This window comes from Luteimonas sp. Soil_N_1 (genome assembly GCF_057656255.1).
Map to the genome: position 1 here is coordinate 1,909,519 of NZ_JBDGKS010000001.1, position 19,087 is coordinate 1,928,605.

At 68.2% G+C, this 19,087-nt stretch carries 13 protein-coding genes; 10 read left to right on the plus strand and 3 right to left on the minus strand.

Translation table 11 applies throughout. The annotated features are described in order from the left end of the window. The first annotated feature begins 50 nt into the window (after window positions 1–50). From AC3A4E_RS08855 to AC3A4E_RS08885, 7 genes are all read left to right on the plus strand, one after another. Window positions 51–683 carry a YfgM family protein gene (locus AC3A4E_RS08855; RefSeq protein ID WP_487631118.1) on the plus strand — a complete coding sequence of 211 codons (633 nt, stop codon included), beginning with the start codon at window positions 51–53 and terminating at the stop codon, window positions 681–683. Beyond that, window positions 683–1,900 (plus strand): outer membrane protein assembly factor BamB, encoded by a 1,218-nt coding sequence (gene bamB, locus AC3A4E_RS08860; RefSeq protein WP_487631119.1) that lies wholly within the window; start codon window positions 683–685, stop codon window positions 1,898–1,900. Before AC3A4E_RS08855 ends, bamB begins: the two co-directional genes overlap by 1 nt. A gap of 111 nt (window positions 1,901–2,011) precedes the next feature. After that, window positions 2,012–3,424 carry a ribosome biogenesis GTPase Der gene (der, locus tag AC3A4E_RS08865; RefSeq protein ID WP_487631120.1) on the plus strand — a complete coding sequence of 471 codons (1,413 nt, stop codon included), beginning with the start codon at window positions 2,012–2,014 and terminating at the stop codon, window positions 3,422–3,424. 28 nt (window positions 3,425–3,452) lie between these two features. Continuing rightward, window positions 3,453–4,049: a molybdenum cofactor guanylyltransferase gene (mobA, locus tag AC3A4E_RS08870; protein ID WP_487631121.1), complete on the plus strand. Its 597-nt coding sequence runs from the start codon at window positions 3,453–3,455 to the stop codon at window positions 4,047–4,049. Next, window positions 4,027–5,283 (plus strand): molybdopterin molybdotransferase MoeA, encoded by a 1,257-nt coding sequence (locus tag AC3A4E_RS08875; protein WP_487631122.1) that lies wholly within the window; start codon window positions 4,027–4,029, stop codon window positions 5,281–5,283. The genes mobA and AC3A4E_RS08875 overlap by 23 nt, the downstream gene beginning before the upstream one ends. A gap of 51 nt (window positions 5,284–5,334) precedes the next feature. Then, entirely contained in the window at window positions 5,335–6,465 is a 1,131-nt protein-coding gene (gene moeB, locus AC3A4E_RS08880) for a molybdopterin-synthase adenylyltransferase MoeB (protein ID WP_487631123.1), read from the plus strand. An 81-nt stretch (window positions 6,466–6,546) separates the two neighbouring features. Then, window positions 6,547–7,575: a DUF2272 domain-containing protein gene (locus AC3A4E_RS08885; protein ID WP_487631124.1), complete on the plus strand. Its 1,029-nt coding sequence runs from the start codon at window positions 6,547–6,549 to the stop codon at window positions 7,573–7,575. Between the two features lie 124 nt (window positions 7,576–7,699). Here AC3A4E_RS08885 and AC3A4E_RS08890 read toward each other — a convergent pair whose 3' ends face one another. The 3 genes from AC3A4E_RS08890 to AC3A4E_RS08900 all read right to left on the minus strand — a co-directional run bounded on the left by AC3A4E_RS08890 (window position 7,700) and on the right by AC3A4E_RS08900 (window position 12,976). After that, a complete protein-coding gene (locus AC3A4E_RS08890; RefSeq protein WP_487631125.1) occupies window positions 7,700–10,882 on the minus strand; it encodes an efflux RND transporter permease subunit in 3,183 nt (1,060 codons plus the stop codon). Between the two features lie 104 nt (window positions 10,883–10,986). Then, the gene (locus tag AC3A4E_RS08895) at window positions 10,987–12,189 is read right to left on the minus strand and encodes an efflux RND transporter periplasmic adaptor subunit (RefSeq protein ID WP_487631126.1); all 1,203 of its coding nucleotides are present in this window, start codon (window positions 12,187–12,189) and stop codon (window positions 10,987–10,989) included. 13 nt (window positions 12,190–12,202) lie between these two features. Beyond that, on the minus strand, window positions 12,203–12,976 hold the full coding sequence (locus AC3A4E_RS08900) for a TetR/AcrR family transcriptional regulator (RefSeq protein ID WP_487631127.1): 774 nt from the start codon (window positions 12,974–12,976) through the stop codon (window positions 12,203–12,205). A 211-nt stretch (window positions 12,977–13,187) separates the two neighbouring features. Between AC3A4E_RS08900 and AC3A4E_RS08905 the strand changes: the two genes are divergently transcribed. From AC3A4E_RS08905 to AC3A4E_RS08915, 3 genes are all read left to right on the plus strand, one after another. Next, entirely contained in the window at window positions 13,188–14,450 is a 1,263-nt protein-coding gene (locus tag AC3A4E_RS08905; protein WP_487631128.1) for an efflux RND transporter periplasmic adaptor subunit, read from the plus strand. A 6-nt stretch (window positions 14,451–14,456) separates the two neighbouring features. Further along, window positions 14,457–17,657 (plus strand): multidrug efflux RND transporter permease subunit, encoded by a 3,201-nt coding sequence (locus AC3A4E_RS08910; protein ID WP_487631129.1) that lies wholly within the window; start codon window positions 14,457–14,459, stop codon window positions 17,655–17,657. Window positions 17,658–17,780: 123 nt separating this feature from the next. Beyond that, window positions 17,781–19,031, plus strand: coding sequence for an FAD-dependent oxidoreductase (locus AC3A4E_RS08915; RefSeq protein WP_487631130.1), 1,251 nt, complete (start codon window positions 17,781–17,783; stop codon window positions 19,029–19,031). The last annotated feature ends 56 nt before the right edge of the window (window positions 19,032–19,087 follow it).

Here is a 19,087-nt window from a genome sequence, read left to right on the forward strand (position 1 = left end):
CCTCACTTTCATCCGTTTGACCCGCCTTCGCCGGCGGGCGCAGAGATCATATGGCCATCGACGAGTTGCTGGACGAACGCGAACAGGGGGAGCGGGTCAAGACCTGGCTTCGCGACAACGGTCTGGGACTGGTGGGGGGACTGGTGGCAGGCGCCCTGCTGATCGGCGGCTACCAGTACTGGCAGAAGCGCAGCCATGCCGATTCCGTGGCCCAGCACTCGGCCTATCAGGCGGCGATGCTCGACATCCGCGCCGGTGAGTTCGACAAGGCCTCGCAGGATCTGGCTGCTCTGCCCGACACCGCGTACAGCGAACTGGCGGCGCTGCAGCTTGCCAAGGCCCAGATGGACAAGGGCGACCGCGACTCCGCCATTGCGACGCTCGAAGCGGTCCAGGGTGCCGAGCCCGGCGTGGCCGCCGTGGTCCATCAGCGTCTTGCGCGTCTGTTGACCGATGCCGGTCGCGGCGAGGATGCGGTCAAGCTGCTGTCCGCTGCCGAGGATCCGGTTTCCCTGGAAGCCCGCGGCGATGCCCATTTCGCGCTCCAGCAGTCGGACGAGGCCCGCGAGGACTACGCCCGCGCGCTGCGCCAACTCGACAGTGCCGCGCCGCAGCGCGGACTGGTTGAACTCAAGCTTTCCGAAGTCGGCGGTACGCCGGACGAACCCGAGGTTGAATCCTGATGACCCAGACCGCGCGCGTCGCGTCCCCCCACGCTTCGACCCGTGTCGTACGGATCGCGGCGATCGCGCTCTGCGTGATGACCGTCACCGGCTGCAGCACCGTGCGCGGCTGGTTCGGCAGCAGCGACAAGGCCGATGCGAAAGCGCTGTCCGAGCCCGCGCCGCTGACCGACATCACGACCTCGCTGAACGTGTCCCGCATGTGGTCGGCCAATGCCGGCAAGGGCGAGGGCCGTCTCGGCGTGCGCCAGTCGCCGGCCGTGGCTGACGGCCGCGTCTATGTCGCCGCGATCAAGGGCGGCGTGCGCGCGTTCGATCTGCAGACCGGTGCCCAGGTTTGGCGCTACGAGTCGGACCTGCGCCTGAGCGGTGGCCCCGGCGTCGGTGATGGCCTGGTCGTGACCGGCAGCCTCGATGGCGAAGTGGTCGCGCTCGACGCGGCGACCGGTGCCGAGCGCTGGACCGCGAAGGTGCCCAACGAAGTCATCGCTGCGCCTGCGATCGGGCAGGGCGTGGTGCTGGTCCGCTCCAACGACGGCCGCGTGAGTGCATTCGACGTGGCCAGTGGCGAACGCCGCTGGTTCTGGGTGCGCGAGATGCCGTCGCTGACCGTGCGCGGCAACGACGCGCCGGTGCTCGGCCCCGGCTTCGTGTTCGTCGGCAATGACGACGGCACCATCGCCGCACTGTCGCTGTCCGACGGCCGCACCCTGTGGGAGCAGGCGGTCGCCCAGCCCGACGGTCGTACCGAGCTCGAGCGCATGTCCGATGTCGACGGCACCCCGGTGCTCGAAGACGCCGTGCTGTTCGCCAGCAGCTACCGCCACCGCACGATGGCGCTGGAAGGCCCGAGCGGACGTCCGCTGTGGGTCAGCGAGCACGGCGGCGCCAACCGTCCGGGCCTGTCGCCGCAGCGCGTGGTCGTGACCGACTCCAACGGCACGGTGTGGGCGCTCGACAAGTACAGCGGCACCGCCGCGTGGCAGCAGCCGGCGCTCGCGCGTCGCAACCTGACCGGCGCGGCGATCCAGGGCGACTACGCCGTGGTCGGCGACTTCGCCGGTTACCTGCACTGGATGCGTCTCGAAGACGGCGAGTTCGTCGCCCGCGAGCGCGCCGGCCGCGATCCGATCCGCGGCGCGCTGGTCGTCTCCGACGGCGTGCTGGTGGTCCAGAACGTCGACGGCAACGTCAGCGCCTGGCGCTTGGCGCAGTAATCCAGCCGCAAGTGCGACAATGACGGCCCCGGGCAGCCTACCTGCCCGGGGCCGTGTGCTTCCGGGCCTGCCCGCGCTGCACGCAAGACCCATTCGAACGGAATCCGCCCCATGCTTCCCCTCGTCGCCCTCGTGGGCCGCCCCAATGTCGGCAAGTCGACGCTGTTCAACGCGCTGACCCGCACCCGCGACGCGCTCGTCCATGACGAGCCGGGCGTCACCCGTGACCGCCATTACGGCGTGTGCCGGCTCAATCCGGATGTGCCGTTCGCGCTGGTCGACACCGGCGGTATCGCCGGCGAGAACATCCATCTCGAGAGCGAGGGCCTGGCCGGTCCGACCGCGAAGCAGTCGCGCGCCGCCGCTGCCGAAGCCGATCTCGTGCTGTTCGTCGTCGATGGCCGCGAAGGCGCCTCGGCGCTCGACGACGAGATCCTGCGCTGGCTGCGCAAGATCGACAAACCCACGTTCCTGGTCATCAACAAGACCGACGGTCTCGACGCGCGCGCCGCGGAAGCCGATTTCTCGCGGTATGGCTTCGGCGACGTGCATGCGATCTCGTCCTCGCACCGTCATGGCATCGACGAGCTGGTCGACGAGGTGCTGGAGAAGCTGCCCGAAGTCGGGCAGTCCGAGCAGCTCGACAGTGATCCCGACCGCGTCCGCGTGACCTTCGTCGGCCGCCCGAATGTGGGCAAGTCGACGCTGGTCAACCGCATCCTCGGCGAGGAGCGGATGATCGCCTCCGAAGTCGCCGGCACCACGCGCGATTCGATCGAGGTCGATCTCGAACGCGACGGTCGCAGGTACCGGCTGGTCGACACCGCCGGCATCCGCCGCAAGTCGAAGGTGGACGAGGCGGTCGAGACGTTCTCCATCATCAAGACACTGCAGGCGATCGAGCATTCGCAGGTGTCGGTGGTGATGATCGACGCCAGCGAAGGCGTGACCGACCAGGATGCCAGCGTGCTGGGCGCGGTCCTCGATTCGGGCCGCGCGCTCGTCGTCGCGGTCAACAAGTGGGATGGCCTCACCGACTACCAGCGCGAGCAGACCGAAGCACTGCTGTCGCGCAAGCTGGCGTTCGTGCCGTGGGCCGAGGCGGTGCGCATCAGCGCCAAGCACGGTTCGGGCCTGCGCGAACTGTTCCGCGCGATCCACCGCGCGCACAGTTCGGCGAACCACAAATTCACCACGGCCGAGGTGACCAAGGCGATCGAGATCGCTTACGAGACCAATCCGCCGCCGGTCGTGCGCGGACATGCGCCGAAGATGCGCTTCGCCCATCCGGGCGGCGAGAATCCGCCGACGATCATCGTCCACGGCAACCGCCTGCGCACGCTGCCGGACAGCTACAAGCGCTATCTGGAGAACTTCTTCCGCAAGCGCTTCAAGCTGGTCGGTACGCCGGTCCGTTTCGTGTTCCGCGAAGGCGACAACCCCTTCAAGGACAAGAAGAACGTGCTCAACGACCGTCAGCTGGCCAAGAAGAAGCGGCTGATCCGGCACGTCAAGCGCAAGTGAGTCCGGCAGGCGCCGCCTGCCGTCGATGATGTCGTCCCCGCCGCTCGCGCCCGTGTTTTCCGATGTCACCATCGGCATCCTCGCCGGTGGTCGCGGCACGCGGCTGGCGGGGCGGGACAAGGCCTGGCTGACGCGCGACGGTGTGCCGCAGGTGCTGCGCTGGCAGCGCCGGCTGGCCGCACAGGGCGGCGCGTTCCTGGTCAGCGCCAACCGTGATCTGCCGCGGTATGACCTGCAGGGTCTGACAGCCGTTCCCGACCGTGTGCCGGATGCAGGACCGCTCTCGGGTCTGGATGCACTGGCGGCCGCGACGACGACGCCGTGGTTGCTGACGCTGCCGGTCGACCTGATCGAGATCAACGACTGTCTGTTGCGCACGCTGGTGCACCACGCCGGTACCTGCGGCGCGTTCGCGCGCGATGCCGACGGCGTGCAGCCGCTGGTCGCGCTGTGGCCGGTGGCGGCATTGCGCGATGCAGCGGTCGCTGCGCTGGAATCGGGCGATTACGCGGTGCGCGTCCTGCAGCAGGGACTCGGCATGCAGTGCGTGCGTTTCGACGGTGTACGCTTCGGCAACCTCAATACTCCACAGGATCTCGACGATGCCGGCATCGCCCGTGAGTGACGTGCAGGAGCCCGGCTTTCCGTTCCGGATTCCATTCACCGAGGCGCTCGCGATCGTCGATGCGGTCGCGGCCGAGCGTCGGCTGCAGCCCCAGACGGTGTCCCTGTCGCGGGCGCTGGGTCATGTCCTGGCGCGCGACGTCGTTGCCACGCTCGCGCAGCCCGCGTTCGACAACTCGGCGATGGACGGCTTCGCATTGCGCTACGCCGATCTCGCGACCGATGGCGCACCGACGCTGCTGCGCCTGGCGGGTGAGCAGTTCGCCGGGCCCGATGCCGCGCTGACGGTGAAGGCGGGCAGCTGCGTGCGGATCACCACCGGCGCACCGCTTCCTGCCGGAGCCGACACGGTGGTGATGAAGGAGAACACCGCGCTCGATGGCGACACCGTCATCGTGCAGGTGGCACCGAGGCAGGGTCAGCATGTGCGCCGCGCGGGCGAGGATTCCGCCGCAGGTGATCTGCTGCTGCGTGCCGGGACGGTGCTCACGCCTGCGCGGATCGGACTGGCCGCATCCCAGGGGCTCGCGCAGCTGGACGTGGTGCGTCGGCCCACGGTGGCGGTGTTCGCGACCGGCGACGAACTCGTCGAGCCGGGCATGTCGCTCGCGCCCGGACAGATCTACAACTCCAACCGCGACCAGCTGATGGGTCTGCTGCGCGCCGAGGGCCTGGAGCCGGTCGCGTTTCCGACCCTGCCCGACGATGCCGCGCAGGTGACCTCCGCGCTGCGTCACGCCGGCGAGGCGTTCGATGTCGTGCTCACCTGTGGTGGCGTATCGGCGGGCGAAAAGGATCTGTTGCCCGAGCTGCTGCAGCGTCGCGGCCGGGTGCGGATGTGGAAGGTGATGATGAAGCCCGGCATGCCGCTGCTGCTGGCCGAAGGCGACACGCTCGGTCCGGCATTGTTCCTGTGCCTGCCGGGTAATCCGGTATCGGTGCTCGCGACCTGGCTCGCGCTGGGGCGCCGTCTCGTCGATGGTCTGCAGGGCAGGGCGCCGCGGGCCTTGCGACGCGCGCGACTGGCATCGGACTGGACCAAGCGTCACGAGCGCCTCGAACTGTTGCGCGGCCGCTGGTGGATCGACGACGAAGGCATCTCGTGGGTCGAGCCGAATCCGGCGGATGGCTCGCATCGCATGCAGGCCGCTGCGGATTCGGACGCACTGATCGTGCTCGATGCGGGGCCGCGCGACTATGCGCGCGGCACGCCCGTCGACGTGCTGCCGTACTGACCGCACGCAGCGTTTCCGGCGTGCGTGCCACGTCCGCGCGATAATCCCGCCATGGCCATCCAGCAACTCACGCCGGCGCAGGCCCGGCAACGCCAGCAGCAGGGCGTGCGCCTGATCGACGTGCGCGATGCGCACGAGCGTGTGACCGGCATGGCCGAAGGCGCGGACGGTGTCGATCGTGCGGCACTCGAAGCCGCGCCGCAGGTCCACGTGCCCGATCGCGCTGCGCCGCTGCTGCTGATCTGCCAGAGCGGGCGCCGGTCCATGCAGGCGGCGGAAACGCTGGCTGCGCTCGGCTATACCGATCTCGCCTCGGTCACCGGCGGTACCAGCGCCTGGCAGTCCGAGGGACTGGCCGTCGTTCTCCCGGACGGCGACGTCGACCTCGATTTCCACGACCGCTATTCGCGGCACCTGAAGCTGCCGGAGATCGGCCTCGCAGGCCAGCAGCGGCTCGCCGAAGCGACGGTGCTGGTGATCGGCGCCGGTGGTCTCGGCTCGCCGGCCGCGTACTACCTCGCGGCAGCGGGTGTGGGCACGTTGCGCATCGCCGACGACGATGTCGTCGACCGCAGCAATCTGCAGCGGCAGATCCTGCATGCCGAGGACCGCATCGGCCAGCCGAAGGTGCAGTCCGCGGCGACGACGCTCGGTGCGCTCAATCCCCGCACGCGCATCGAAGCGATCGCCGAGCGGGTCACCAGCGACAACGTCGATCGGCTGTTCGACGGTGTCGATCTGGTACTCGACGGCGCCGACAATTTTCCGGTGCGCTATCTGCTCAACGACGCCTGCGTGCTGCACGGCGTGCCGCTGGTCTACGGCGCGGTGCATCGCTTCGACGGGCAGGTCAGCGTGTTCGATGCCGGCCGACATCGTGGCGAATGCCCCTGCTATCGCTGCCTGTTTCCGGAACCGCCGCCGGCCGAAGCGGCACCGAACTGTTCGGAAGTCGGCGTGCTCGGCGTGCTGCCGGGCGTCGTCGGTCTGCTGCAGGCGACCGAAGCGTTGAAGCTGCTGCTCGGCATCGGCGCGCCATTGGCCGGGCGCCTGTTGCAGTTCGACGCGCTGCGCATGCAGTTCCGCGAGACGCGGCTGTCGCCCGATCCCGATTGTCCGGTCTGCGCGCCCGGCCGCGCATTTCCCGGCTACATCGACTACGCGGCGTTCTGCGCGGGCTGAGCCGGCAGGCGGACCGGTTCTTCACGCGCGGCTGGGGCACGATGGCGCCGACCGCGTGTCCTGCGCGGACTGGATGCCCCCATGCGATCGACGCGCCATCTGTTGCTGTTCGCCTGCCTGCTGCTGTCCGCGCCGTTGACGGCGCTGGCAGCCGATCCCTGTCCTCTGCTGCGTGCACAGGTCGAATCGCCGGATCCGGCGACCCGGCTCGCCGCCGCCGCGTGCGAAGAACATCTGCTGTGGCACCGGCCTTTCATCGACATCGACGGCCGATATGCCGGCTCGACGGTGCGCGAGGCCGAGACGGCGCTGTTGACCAACGGCGAGCAGGCCTGGCGGCGGGTGGCCGGCTACTGGCGTGGCGCCGCACTGCTGCCACGCCTGCAGCATCGTCCCGGCGCCGGCGACTGCCTGTACGCACCGCTGGTCACCCAGCCGTCCGCCGCGTGCCGCAGCTTCCTGGTCGACGTGCCGTGGTCGGCGGCCTTCGTGTCCTGGGTGTCGCGCCGCGGCGCATTGCCGGGGTTCAACGGCTCGCCGAGCCATGTGGACTATGTGCGCGACGCGTACCGGAATCCCGAGAGCAACGCGTACCGGGTGGCCAATCCGGTGTCCACGCGCCCGGCGCGCGGCGACATGCTGTGCTACGTGCGTGCGTCCAACCGCGTGTTCGGATTCGCCGGGCTGGCCACCTTGCTCAGCAGCGAGGACGGCGGCCTCGGCATGCACTGCGACATCGTCGTCGGGCTGGAGGGAGCTGCCTATCTGGTAGGCGGCAACGTGCTGGACGGGGTGACCATGCGTCTGCTGCCGCTGACCGCCGGCGGCCAGTTCGCGAACCTGCCGCAACGCACGCTCGACGATCCGGCGTGCACGCCCGATGCGCCGCAGGCATGCAACGCCAACCGGCAGGACTGGGCGGTACTGCTGCAATTGCGGCCTGCAGCAGAACTGGCCGCTCTGGCACCGGCGCCGATGCTCGAGACCGCGTCGCCGCAGATGCCCGGTGACGCCGGCGTCCTGCCACAGGGGCCCGCACGACCCCAGCCGGCGGCCTGCTGCGTGGAGTGCAGTGCCGGAGACGGCCTGCCGCGTTGCCCCGGCAGTTGATGCGCTGCTGACTGCCAGCGGCAGGGCGGGCCTGTCGCAGTGACGGCCCGGTGGCCGGGCGTTCCGGTCAGGTGATGCGGCATGACCGGGCGGCGTTGCGCCCGGTCATGCGGCCACGTCGGACTCAGTGTCCCTGTGGCGTCGGCGACAGGTCGTCGGCGTCGCGGCCGTCTTCCGTGCGGCGTGCCTCGACGGCCTCGCGGTCATGGCTGTGGTCGCGGGCCAGCAGCAGATAGAACGCCGGCAGCACGAACAGCGTGAACGCGGTGCCGATCGACATGCCGGCGGCGATCACCAGACCCATCGAGAAGCGGGCGGCCGCACCGGGGCCGCTGGCGATCAGCAGCGGCACCATCGCGAACACCAGCGCGGCGGTCGTCATCAGCACCGGGCGCAGACGGATCGCAGCGGCGCGTTCGATGGCCTCGGCCTTCGACACGCCTTCGTTGACCTGCAGCTTGTTCGCGAACTCCACGATCAGGATGCCGTGCTTGGAGATCACGCCGACCAGCGTCACCAGGCCCACCTGCGTGTAGATGTTGATCGACATGCCGGGGAAGGCCTCGATGCCGGCGAACTGCAGCACGCCTGACAGCAGCGCCAGCGCGTTGAGCACCAGCAGCGCGCCACTGATCGCCATCGGCACCGTGGCCAGCATGATCACCGCATCGCGGAAGCTCTCGAACTGCGCGGCCAGCACCAGGAAGATGATCACCAGCGCGAAGGCGAGGGTGATCAGCATCGTCGTGCCTTCCTGCTTGAACTGCCGCGACTCGCCGGCGTAATCGACGCTGTAGCCCTGCGGCAGCACGTCGGCAGCGATCTCGTCGAGCACGCGCAGCGCCTCGCCCTTGGTCACACCGGGACGCGGCGCGAAGGTGATGCCCACGGCGTTGAGCTGCTGGAAGCGCTTGAGCGACTGCGGTTGCGCGCTCTCCTTGAACGAGATCACCGTCGACAGCGGAATCAGATCGCCGTCGCGGGTGCGGGTGTAGTAGTTGCCCAGCTGTTCGGCGTTGAGCCGGTCGCTGCGCTGCACCTGCGGGATCACGCGATACGAGCGGTTCTCCATCGCGAAGCGGTTGACGTAACCGCCCGCCAGCAACGCGCTCATGTCGGCCGCGAGGGTGCGCATGTCGATGCCGAGCAGCGCCGCCTTGTCGCGGTCGATCTGCACCTCCACGCGCGGCTTGTCGATCTTCAGATCCTTGTCGAGGAAGATGAAGCGACTGCTCGCCTGTGCACGCGCGACGACTTCGTCGGCGATCTCCGACAGCTGTTCCAGCGAACCGATACCGCCGATCAGGAACTCGCCGCCGCCATCGCCGCCGGCCGACGGCAAAGACGGCGGTACCAGCGCGAAGATGTTCAGGCCGGTGATCTCGGCGAGCCTGGGCTGCAGGTCCTGCTGCAGGATCTGGTTGGTGGAGCGGTCGCGCTGGCTCCACGGCTTCATGACGAAGCCGCCCATCGCACTGTTGCTGCCACCCATGCCGCCGAAGCCGCCGTTGAACAGGAAGAAGTCGTTGATCTCCGGAATCTGCTCGACGACCGCGGTCATCTCTTCGGTGTAGCCCTCGACGTAGTCGAGCGTACTGGCCGCATCGGCGCTGCCGATCGCGAACACGAAGCCTTCGTCTTCCGGCGGGGCCGGTTCCTTGGGCGCGCCGATGTAGAGGAACACGCACGACACCAGCACGATGCCGCCGAAGGTCAGGATCACCGCGCGCGTCTGCAGCGCACCGTGCAGCTTGCGCTGGTAGCCCTGCTGCAGCGAGTCGAAGCGGCGGTCGAGCCACTTCTCCAGCCGGCTCTTGCTCTGCTCGCCGTGGGGCTTGAGGATCTTGGCGCACATCATCGGCGTGAGCGTCAGCGCGATGATGCCCGACAGGAACACCGCGCCCGCGAGGGTGAACGCGAACTCGGTGAACAGCACGCCGGTCAGACCGCCCTGGAAGCCGATCGGCAGGTACACCGCGATCAGCGTCGTGGTCATCGCGACCACTGGCCACGCCAGTTCGCGCGCACCGCGGATCGACGCATCAAAGGGCGTCATGCCTTCTTCGATGTGGCGGTGGATGTTCTCCAGCACGATGATCGCGTCGTCGACCACGATGCCGATCGCCAGCACCATCGCCAGCAGCGTCAGCAGGTTGATCGTGAAGCCCATCAGCAGCATCAGGAACAGCGCACCGACCAGCGACAGCGGCACCGTGACCGCCGGAATCAGCACGCTGCGGAACGAGCCGAGGAACAGGTAGATCACCACGATCACGATGATCACCGCCTCGATGATCGTGCGGATGACCTCGTTGATGCCGTCCTGGATCGACTCGGTGCTGTCGTAGGGGATCGTCGCCTCGATGCCTTCGGGCAGCTGCGGCACGATCTCCGCGTCCCAGGCCTTGCGCACCTCCGCGATCACGTCGAGCGCGTTCGCATCGGGCGAGACGTAGATGCCCATGAAGGTTGCGGCTGCGCCATTGATGCGCACCGAGGAGTTGTAGTTCTCCGAACCCAGCACCACGTCGGAGATGTCGCCCAGACGCACGATCGCGCCATCGGCCTCGCGTACGACGAGCGCGCGGAATTCCTCGGGCGTGCGCAGGTCGGTGCGCGCGGTGAGGTCGACCGAGACCATCTGGCCCTTGGTCGAGCCCAGTGCCGACAGCACGTTGTTGGACTGCAGGGCGGTATAGACGTCGCTGGCGGTGACGCCCAGCGCGGTCATGCGGTCGGGCTTGAGCCACACGCGCATCGCGAACGAACCCGGGCCCATGATCTCGGCGCGCTGCACGCCCGGGATCGTCGCGATCTTCGGCTCGACCGCGCGGGTCAGGTAATCGGTGATCTGGTTGTCGTTGAGCGCGTCACTGGCGAACGAGACGTACATCGCCGCGACCTGCTGGCCCTGCTGCAGGTCGATGACCGGATCTTCCGACTCGGCCGGCAGTTCGCTGCGCAGCTTGTTGACCTTGGCCGCGATCTGGGTGAGCGCTTCGTTCGGGTCGTAGTCCAGGCGGATGTAGGCCTGGATCACGCTGACGCCGGCCGAACTGGTCGAGGTCAGGTAGTCGATGCCCTCGGCACTCGCGACCTCGCGTTCCAGCGGCGTCGTGATGAAGCCCTGGATCAGGTCGGCGTCGGCGCCGAAGTAGGTCGTGCTGATGTTGACGACCGCGTTCTGCAACTCGGGGTACTGGCGCACGTTGAGTTCGGAAAACGCGCGCAGGCCGAACAGCAGGATGAAGAGGCTGACGACCATCGCCAGCACGGGTTTGCGGATGAAGATGTCGGTGAATTTCATCTCGGTCTCCCCCGCGCGGTGTCGCGCGGGTCAGGGAGCGGGGCGGGCGCAGGGCGCCCGGACACATCGATCAGGCAGCGGCGATCGCGATCAGCGGCGCGCGCTCACCGGTTCTCCGGCGTCGGCGCGGCATCCGCGCTCGGCTGCACGCGGTTGTTGATCGTCACCACGGCGTCGTTGCGCAGCTTGAGCAGGCCGCTGGTCGCGACGCGCTCGCCGGGCTTGAGGCCGTCGGTGACCGCGATCAGATCGCCGCGGGTCGCGCCGGTCTTGATGAAGCGCTGACGCACGATCAGGGTCGGGCCCTGCTGCGCGTCTTCGCCTTCGGCCCTGGGCGCTTCCGGATCGACCGGCTGCTCGGACACCACGTACACCGCGTTGCCGTAGGGATTGAAGGTCACCGCAGTCTGCGGAATCACCACCACGTCCTGCTCGCCGCCGACCGCCAGACCGACGCGCGCGAACGCACCCGGCCGCAGCTTGCCGTCAGCGTTGGACAGCGTGGCCTGGACCATGAAGTTGCGCGTGCCGGCATCGACCGAGGGCTCGATCGCGGTGATCGTGCCTTCGAACTGTTCACCGGGGAGCGAGTCGACGACGGCCTGCAGCGTGGCGCCGGTCTGCACCAGCGGCAGCTGCTGCTCGGGCAGGGTGAAGTCGAGGAAGATCGGGTCGAGCTGCTGCAGGCTGACGATCGGCGTACCCGGCGACAGGAACTGACCGAGGTTGACCTTGCGGATGCCCAGCACGCCATCGAACGGTGCGCGGATGGTCTTCTGCGCGATCAGGGCGCGCTGCGCTTCGACCTGGGCGAGCGACGTGGCCGCCTGGGTCGCGCGTTCCTCGACCTCCGCCTTCGATACCAGCTGCGTCTCACCGAGCTCGCGCCAGCGGTCGCGCTGCACGACCGCGAGCTTCGCCGCCGCTTCGCTGGAGCGCAGCACCGCGAGTTCGTTGTCGGTATTGAGTTCGGCCAGGACGGTGCCGGCCTTGACCGGCTGGCCGGGTTCGAACGACAGCTTGCGGACCACGCCGCCGGCTTCGGTCGTGACATCGGTGCCGTTGACCGCGACCAGCGTGCCGACCGCTTCGAGCGGCGTCGACCACGACTGCTGCGCGGCGTCGTAGGTCGTGATCGCGACCGGCGGCTGCGGCATGTTGTCGAAGAAGTCGTTCATGCCTTTGCCCATCAGGGCCTTGGCCAGAAAGACGCCGCCGAAGACGACGGCGACGATGATCAGCATCACGATCATCCGCAGGCGGGGACGCGGTTTGCGCGGGGTGGATGGGGTTTCGGTCCTGGACATGGGGCGGTTTCCGTCAGGAAAGAGGAAGGGGAGGCGGCAGGTCGGGCGCGATGCTGGACCAGTCGGTATCGAAGACATCACGGCTGACGCGGGCGATCAGCGCGTCGAGCGCGGCTTCGTCCTCGGCGTCGAAGATCGGTTGCCAGGCGTAGCCGTTGAACAGGTACTGCAGCTGGCGGATCAGCAGCCGATAGGGATCGCCGGTCACGGCGGTGTCGACCAGGCCCTGCTGCTGCACCAGCGCATGCATGCCGACGGTCATCGTCCAGGGGCCCATCATCAGGGCCCCCACAGGCAACACCGAGGCGGGCAGCTCGCCGCGTGCGCGACCCTCGGCGGCGATGCCGTCGATCAGCGTGGCCAGCGGCTCGCAGGCCTCGAGCGCACGACGCCGGCTTTCGTCCGAGGCGGCGCCCCAGACCACGTCGGTCCAGACGAACTGGGCGAGGCGGAAATGCTCGGGCTGTTCGCGGAGGATCAGCATGTCGGCAAGCGCGACAGCGAGCATGCGTTCGCGGGTCGGGCCGTTCCAGTGCGCCGCGCGCTCGAACAGTTCCACGCGGTCGAGGCTGTTGCGCGTCGCCAGCGCGACCAGGAGGTCTTCCTTGCTGGCGAAATGTTTGTACAGCGTGCCGATCGCATAGCCGCATTCCTCGGCCACGCGCGCCATCTGCAACGACAGCAGCCCGTCGCGCTGGATCTGCGCCTGCGCGGTATCGAGCAGCGTGCGTTCACGCGCTGCGACCTCGCGCTCACGACGTGCGATGGCGGGGGACAGGGGCGACATCTTGAACCTGAATGGATCGGGAGCGGCGCGGAGTATGAACTTGATTCATTCGGTGAGCAAGGTTCGCTTCCACCGGGCTCGCACCGTCCGAAACGCAGCATCGCGCCCGCGATCCCGGCAATGACTTCCGTCACAGTACGAACCGCAATCTGAATTAGCTATACTGGCCGGTATAGTAAATCCCGTCCCACCTCTCCCAGGTCTCTCCCCCATGCGCCGACTCCTCTCCATTGCCGTGCTTGCCGCGGCACTTTCCGCCTGCGGTCCACAAGAGGAGCAGGCCGCGCCGCCACCGCCCGAAGTCGGTGTGCTGACCGTCCAGCCCACGAGCATCGCGCTGGAACAGGAACTGGTGGGCCGTCTGGCACCGTTCCGCAGCGCCGACGTCCGCGCCCGCGTGCCGGGTGTGCTCGAAAGCCGGGTCTACCAGGAAGGCAGCGACGTCAGCGAAGGCGACGTGCTGTTCCGCATCGATCCCGCCCAGCTGCAGGCCGCGCTCGGCACCGCGCAGGGCGCACAGGCGCAGGCGCAGGCCAATGCGATCAACGCCAAGAGCGCCGCGGACCGCGCGCGCCAGCTGGCGCCGACCAACTTCATCTCCAAGTCGGATCTCGACAACGCGCTCGCCGCCGAGCGCAGCGCCGAGGCCGCGTTGCAGGCGGCGCGCGCGTCGACCCAGACCGCGCAGATCAACCTCGGTTACGCCACTGTGCGTGCGCCGATCTCCGGCCGCGCCGGCAAGCAGCAGGTCACCGAAGGCGCGCTGGTCGGGCAGGGTGATTCCACGCTGCTGACCACCGTCGACCAGATCGATCCGCTGTACATCAACTTCTCGATGAGCGCCGGCGAGTTCGCCCGCATCCGCGCACTGCCGCTCGACCGCGACGCCGGTGGCGGCCAGGTCGAGATCGTCCTCGGCGACGGCACGGTGCACGACCAGCTGGCGACGCTGGACTTCTCCGGCGACGTGGTCGATCCGGCCTCGGGTGCGATCCAGCTGCGCGCGACGCTGCCCAATCCCGATCGTCGTCTCCTGCCCGGCGTCTACGTGACGCTGCGCGCGAACATGGGCCAGCAGAGCGGCGTGTTCCTGGTGCCGCAGGCCGCCGTGCTGCGCGACGCCAACACCGCCTACGTGCTGGTCGCGGGCGAAGGCGACAAGGTCGTCCGCAAGTCGGTCCGCACCGATCGCGCGCAAGGTGGCCAGTGGGTCATCACTGACGGCCTGGTGGCCGGTGACCGCGTGATCGTCAGTGGCGTGCCGAAGGCGCGTCCCGATGCGGTAGTCGCGCCCAAGCCGTGGACGCCCGAGCAGGCCCAGGCGCAGGCCGCGCCCGGCGCGGCTGCAGGCGCAGCGCCCGCGGCCCAGCCCGCAGGCGAGGCCGCCGCACCCGCGACGCCCGGCGACGCAGCCGCGGCACCGGCGCAGGATGCCGCCGGTCAGGCGCCCGCTGCGAACGACACGCAGGACTGATCCGCCATGCCCAAGTTTTTCATCAACCACCCGGTCTTCGCCTGGGTCGTCTCCATTCTGATCTCGCTCGCGGGCGTGATCTCGCTGCTGAACATGGGCGTGGAGTCGTATCCGAGCGTCGCACCGCCGCAGGTCACCGTTTCGGCGACCTATCCCGGCGCCAGCGCCGACACCACTGAACGCGCGGTCACACAGGTCATCGAGCAGCAGCTCACCGGTATCGACAACCTGCTGTACTTCAGTTCGACGTCGAGTTCGTCCGGCCGCGCCAGCGTCACGTTGACCTTCGAAACCGGCACCGACGCGGACATCGCGCAGGTGCAGGTGCAGAACAAGGTCTCGCTGGCCACGCCGCGTCTGCCCAGTGAAGTGGTGCAGCAGGGCGTCGTCGTGGCCAAGGCCAACGCCGGCTTCCTGATGGTCGTGGGCCTGCGCTCGGCAGACACGACGGTCACCCGCAACCAGCTCAACGATCTGATCGGTTCGCGCGTGCTCGAACAGATCGCGCGCGTGCCCGGCGTCGGCAGCACCCAGCAGTTCGGTTCCGAGTACGCCATGAACATCTGGCTCAACCCGGACCAGCTGCAGGGCTACGGCATGTCGGCGACGCAGGTCATGGCCGCGGTGCGTGGACAGAACGTGCAGTTCGCCGCGGGTTCGGTCGGTTCCGACCCGGCGCCGGAAGGCCAGGGGTTCACCGCGACCGTATCGGCCGAAGGCCGTTTCAGCACGCCCGAACAGTTCGAGAACATCATCCTGCGTGCCGACAGCGACGGCGCGACCGTGCGTCTGAAGGACGTCGCGCGCGTGGAGATCGGCGCGTCCGGTTACGGCTTCGACACCAAGTACAACGGCCAGGCCACCGGTGCGTTCGCGATCCAGTTGCTGCCGGGCGCGAATGCGCTGACGGTGGCCGGTGCGGTCGAAGCGCGCATGGACGAATTGCAGCCGTCGTTCCCGCAGGGCATCGAGTGGTTCAAGCCCTACGACACCACCACGTTCGTGACGCTGTCGATCAAGGAGGTCATCAAGACCCTGATCGAGGCGGTGATCCTGGTGTTCCTGGTGATGCTGCTGTTCCTGCAGAACCTGCGCGCGACGATCATCCCCACGCTGGTCATTCCGATCGCGCTGCTCGGCACGTTCCTCGGCTTGAGCATGCTCGGCTACACGATCAACCAGCTGACACTGTTCGCGATGGTGCTGGCGATCGGCATCGTGGTCGATGACGCGATCGTGGTCATCGAGAACGTCGAACGCATCATGGCGGAGGAACATCTGCCGCCACGCGAAGCGACGATGAAGGCGATGGACCAGATCACCGGCGCCGTCGTCGCGATCACCGTTGTGCTGGCCGCGGTGTTCATTCCGAGCGCGCTGCAGGGCGGCGCCTCGGGCGAAATCTACAAGCAGTTCGCGATCACGATCGCGGTCGCGATGGGCTTCTCGGCGTTCCTCGCACTCGGCTTCACGCCGGCGCTTTGCGCGACGTTCCTCAAGCAGCACGCGCCGCCTGGCGAGCGCAAGGACAACGTCGTCGTCCGCACGTTCAACAAGTACTACGACAAGGTCAACGCGACCTACGTCGGCCACATCGGCAGCGCCGTGAAGCATGCGCCGCGCTGGATGGCGGTGTTCGCGGTGCTGTGCGTGGTCTGCGCGTTCCTCTACATCCGGCTGCCGTCGAGCTTCGTGCCGGACGAGGACCAGGGCTATGCGCTGGCGATCGTGCAGCTGCCGCCGGGCTCGACCCTGCAGCGCACCAACGCCGTGTTCGAAGACGTGCGTGCACGTCTGGAGCAGAACCCGTCGTACGAGGCGATGCTGCAGGTCGCGGGCTTCAGCTTCGTCGGCCAGGGCGAGAATGTCGGCATGGGCTTCATCAAGCTCAAGGACTGGGGCGAGCGCGACGTCGACATCAACGGCTTCCTCGGCGAGGCCAACGGCGCGCTGCAGGGCGTGCAGGATGCGACGATCTTCGTCGTGAACCTGCCGACCGTGCAGGGTCTGGGCCAGTTCGGCGGCTTCGACATGTATCTGCAGGACCGCACCGGCGCCGGAAACGCGGCGCTGCAGCAGGCACGCAACCAGTTGCTGGGTGCGGCCGCGCAGAAGACCGACGTGCTGCAGGGCGTGCGCCCGAACACGCTGGAAGACGCGCCACAGCTGCAGCTGCACGTCGACCGCGTGCAGGCGCAGTCGATGGGCCTGTCGGTGACCGACATCTACGGCGCGATCCAGCTGATGCTGGCGCCGGTCTACGTCAACGACTACGTGTCCGACGGCCGCATCAAGCGCGTCAATATGCAGGCCGATGCGCAGTACCGCACCGAGCCGGGTTCGATCGGCCGCTTCTACACGCCGAGCACGGCGTCGACGAATGCCGACGGTACGCCGACGATGATTCCGCTGAGCACCGTGGTGAAGCCGGAGTGGGGCGCGAGCACGCCGTCGCTGACGCGCTACAACGGTTATTCGGCGATCAACATCGTCGGTTCGCAGGCACCCGGTCGCAGTACGGGTGAGGCAATGGCCGCGATGGAGGAGATCGTCGAGAACGAACTGCCGGAAGGCTTCGGCTACGACTGGGCAGGCATGTCCTACCAGGAGATCATTGCGGGCAACACGGCGACGCTGCTGTTGCTGCTGTCGGTGGTCGTGGTGTTCCTGTGTCTGGCCGCGCTCTACGAGAGCTGGTCGATCCCGGTTGCGGTGCTGCTGGTGGTGCCGCTGGGCATCCTCGGCGCGGTGGTCTTCACGATGCTGCGTCCGGGTCTGTCGAACGACATCTTCTTCAAGATCGGCATGGTGACGGTCATCGGTCTGGCGGCGAAGAACGCCATCCTGATCGTCGAGTTCGCGGTGCAGCAGTACAAGGAAGGCAAGACGCTGCGCGACGCCACGGTGGAGGCGGCGAACCTGCGCTTCCGCCCGATCCTGATGACCTCGTTCGCTTTCATCATGGGCGTCACGCCGATGGCGCTGTCGAGCGGCGCGGGTTCCAGCGCACGTCACGCACTGGCCACCGGCGTCATCGGCGGCATGCTGTTCGCGACCTTCCTCGGTCTGCTGCTGATCCCGGTGTTCTTCATCATCGTGCGCCGCGTGCTGGGCGACAAACTCGACGAGCCGGATCCGCGTCTGGAAGCGGCACGCGAGCGTGATCGCCAGCTGGAACACGACGGCGACGAACGACCGGCGCACTGACCGCGTCGTCGTCTGATCGACAAGGGCCGCCCCGGCAACAGGGCGGCCCTTTTTTTGCAGTGCATGCGGCTGCCGGAAGTCGCGGCGTGCCGGATATGCTGGCCGCCCTGCTGCGGAGCCGTCATGACGTCATTGCGTATCGCCATCGTCGGTTACGGCACCGCTGGTCAGGCCTCAGCGGTGTTGCTGGCACGCGACGGCCATCGCATCGAGGTCTTCGAACGTGCGCCCGAGCTGGGCCCGGTCGGTGCGGGCTTCCTGCTGCAACCCACCGGCCTGCAGGTGCTGTGGCGCATGGGACTGCTCGACCAGGTGCTCGCGCATGGCGGGCGTGTCGATCGGCTGTACGGCGAGACGCCCTGCGGCCGCGCGGTCATGGACATGCGCTACGCCGCACTCGACGCGCGCCTGTGCGGCGTCGGCCTGCAGCGCGGCGCGCTGTTCTCGATCCTCGACCAGGCACGCGACGCCGACGTGCGCCTGCATGCCGGCATCACCATCGAAGGGCCGGACGACACCGACGATCGCTGGCTGTGCGATGCCGATGGCGGACGGCACGGCCCGTTCGATCTGGTGATCGCCGCCGACGGTGCCGCCTCGCGTCTGCGTGGCCGGCTCGGTGGCGTGCGGCGCGACGCGGTGTATCCCTGGGGCGCGTTGTGGTGTCTGATTGATGCCGACGACTGGCCGCATGTGAACGAGCTCCGCCAACGCTACGTCGCCGCACGCAGGATGATCGGCCTGCTGCCGGTCGGCACACGCCCGGGCGATACGACACAGCGCCTGAGCTTCTTCTGGAGCCTGCCGATCGCTGCCTTCGACGGCTGGCAGTCCGCCGCGCTCGATGACTGGCGCGACACGGTCACCGCGATCTGGCCCGAAGCCGCGCGACTGCTCAGTGCCACGACGACGCACGCACACCTCGCACGCGCGACCTATCGCGACGTCACGCTGACGCAGTGGCATCGCGGTCGCTGGGTGCTGCTCGGCGACGCCGCGCACGCGATGAGTCCGCAGCTGGGGCAGGGCGTCAACATGGCTCTGCTCGACGCCGAAGCCTTGCGTGATGCGTTGCGGGGGCAGGCATTGCCGGACGCACTGGCCACGTATGCGCGCGTCAGGCGCCGCCACGTGGCGATCTACCAGTTCTGGAGCCGCTGGTTGACGCCGGTGTTCCAGTCCGAGCGAGACGTGATCGCGAAGGCGCGCGATGTCGCGTTCCGGCCGATGGGGGATCTGCCGGGTGGGCGGGGGCACATGTTGCGGGTGCTCAGTGGCACGCAGCAGGGGGTGTTCGGGTCGATGGCGCTGGCGACGGAATTCGTGGATGCCTTGGGTGGGGTCGGGGTGCCGGGGGGTTCTTCTTCGCGCTAGTCGGGCTTGCGCCTCTTTTTTTGCTCTTGCGCAGGCCTTGCTTCGGCTTCGGTTTT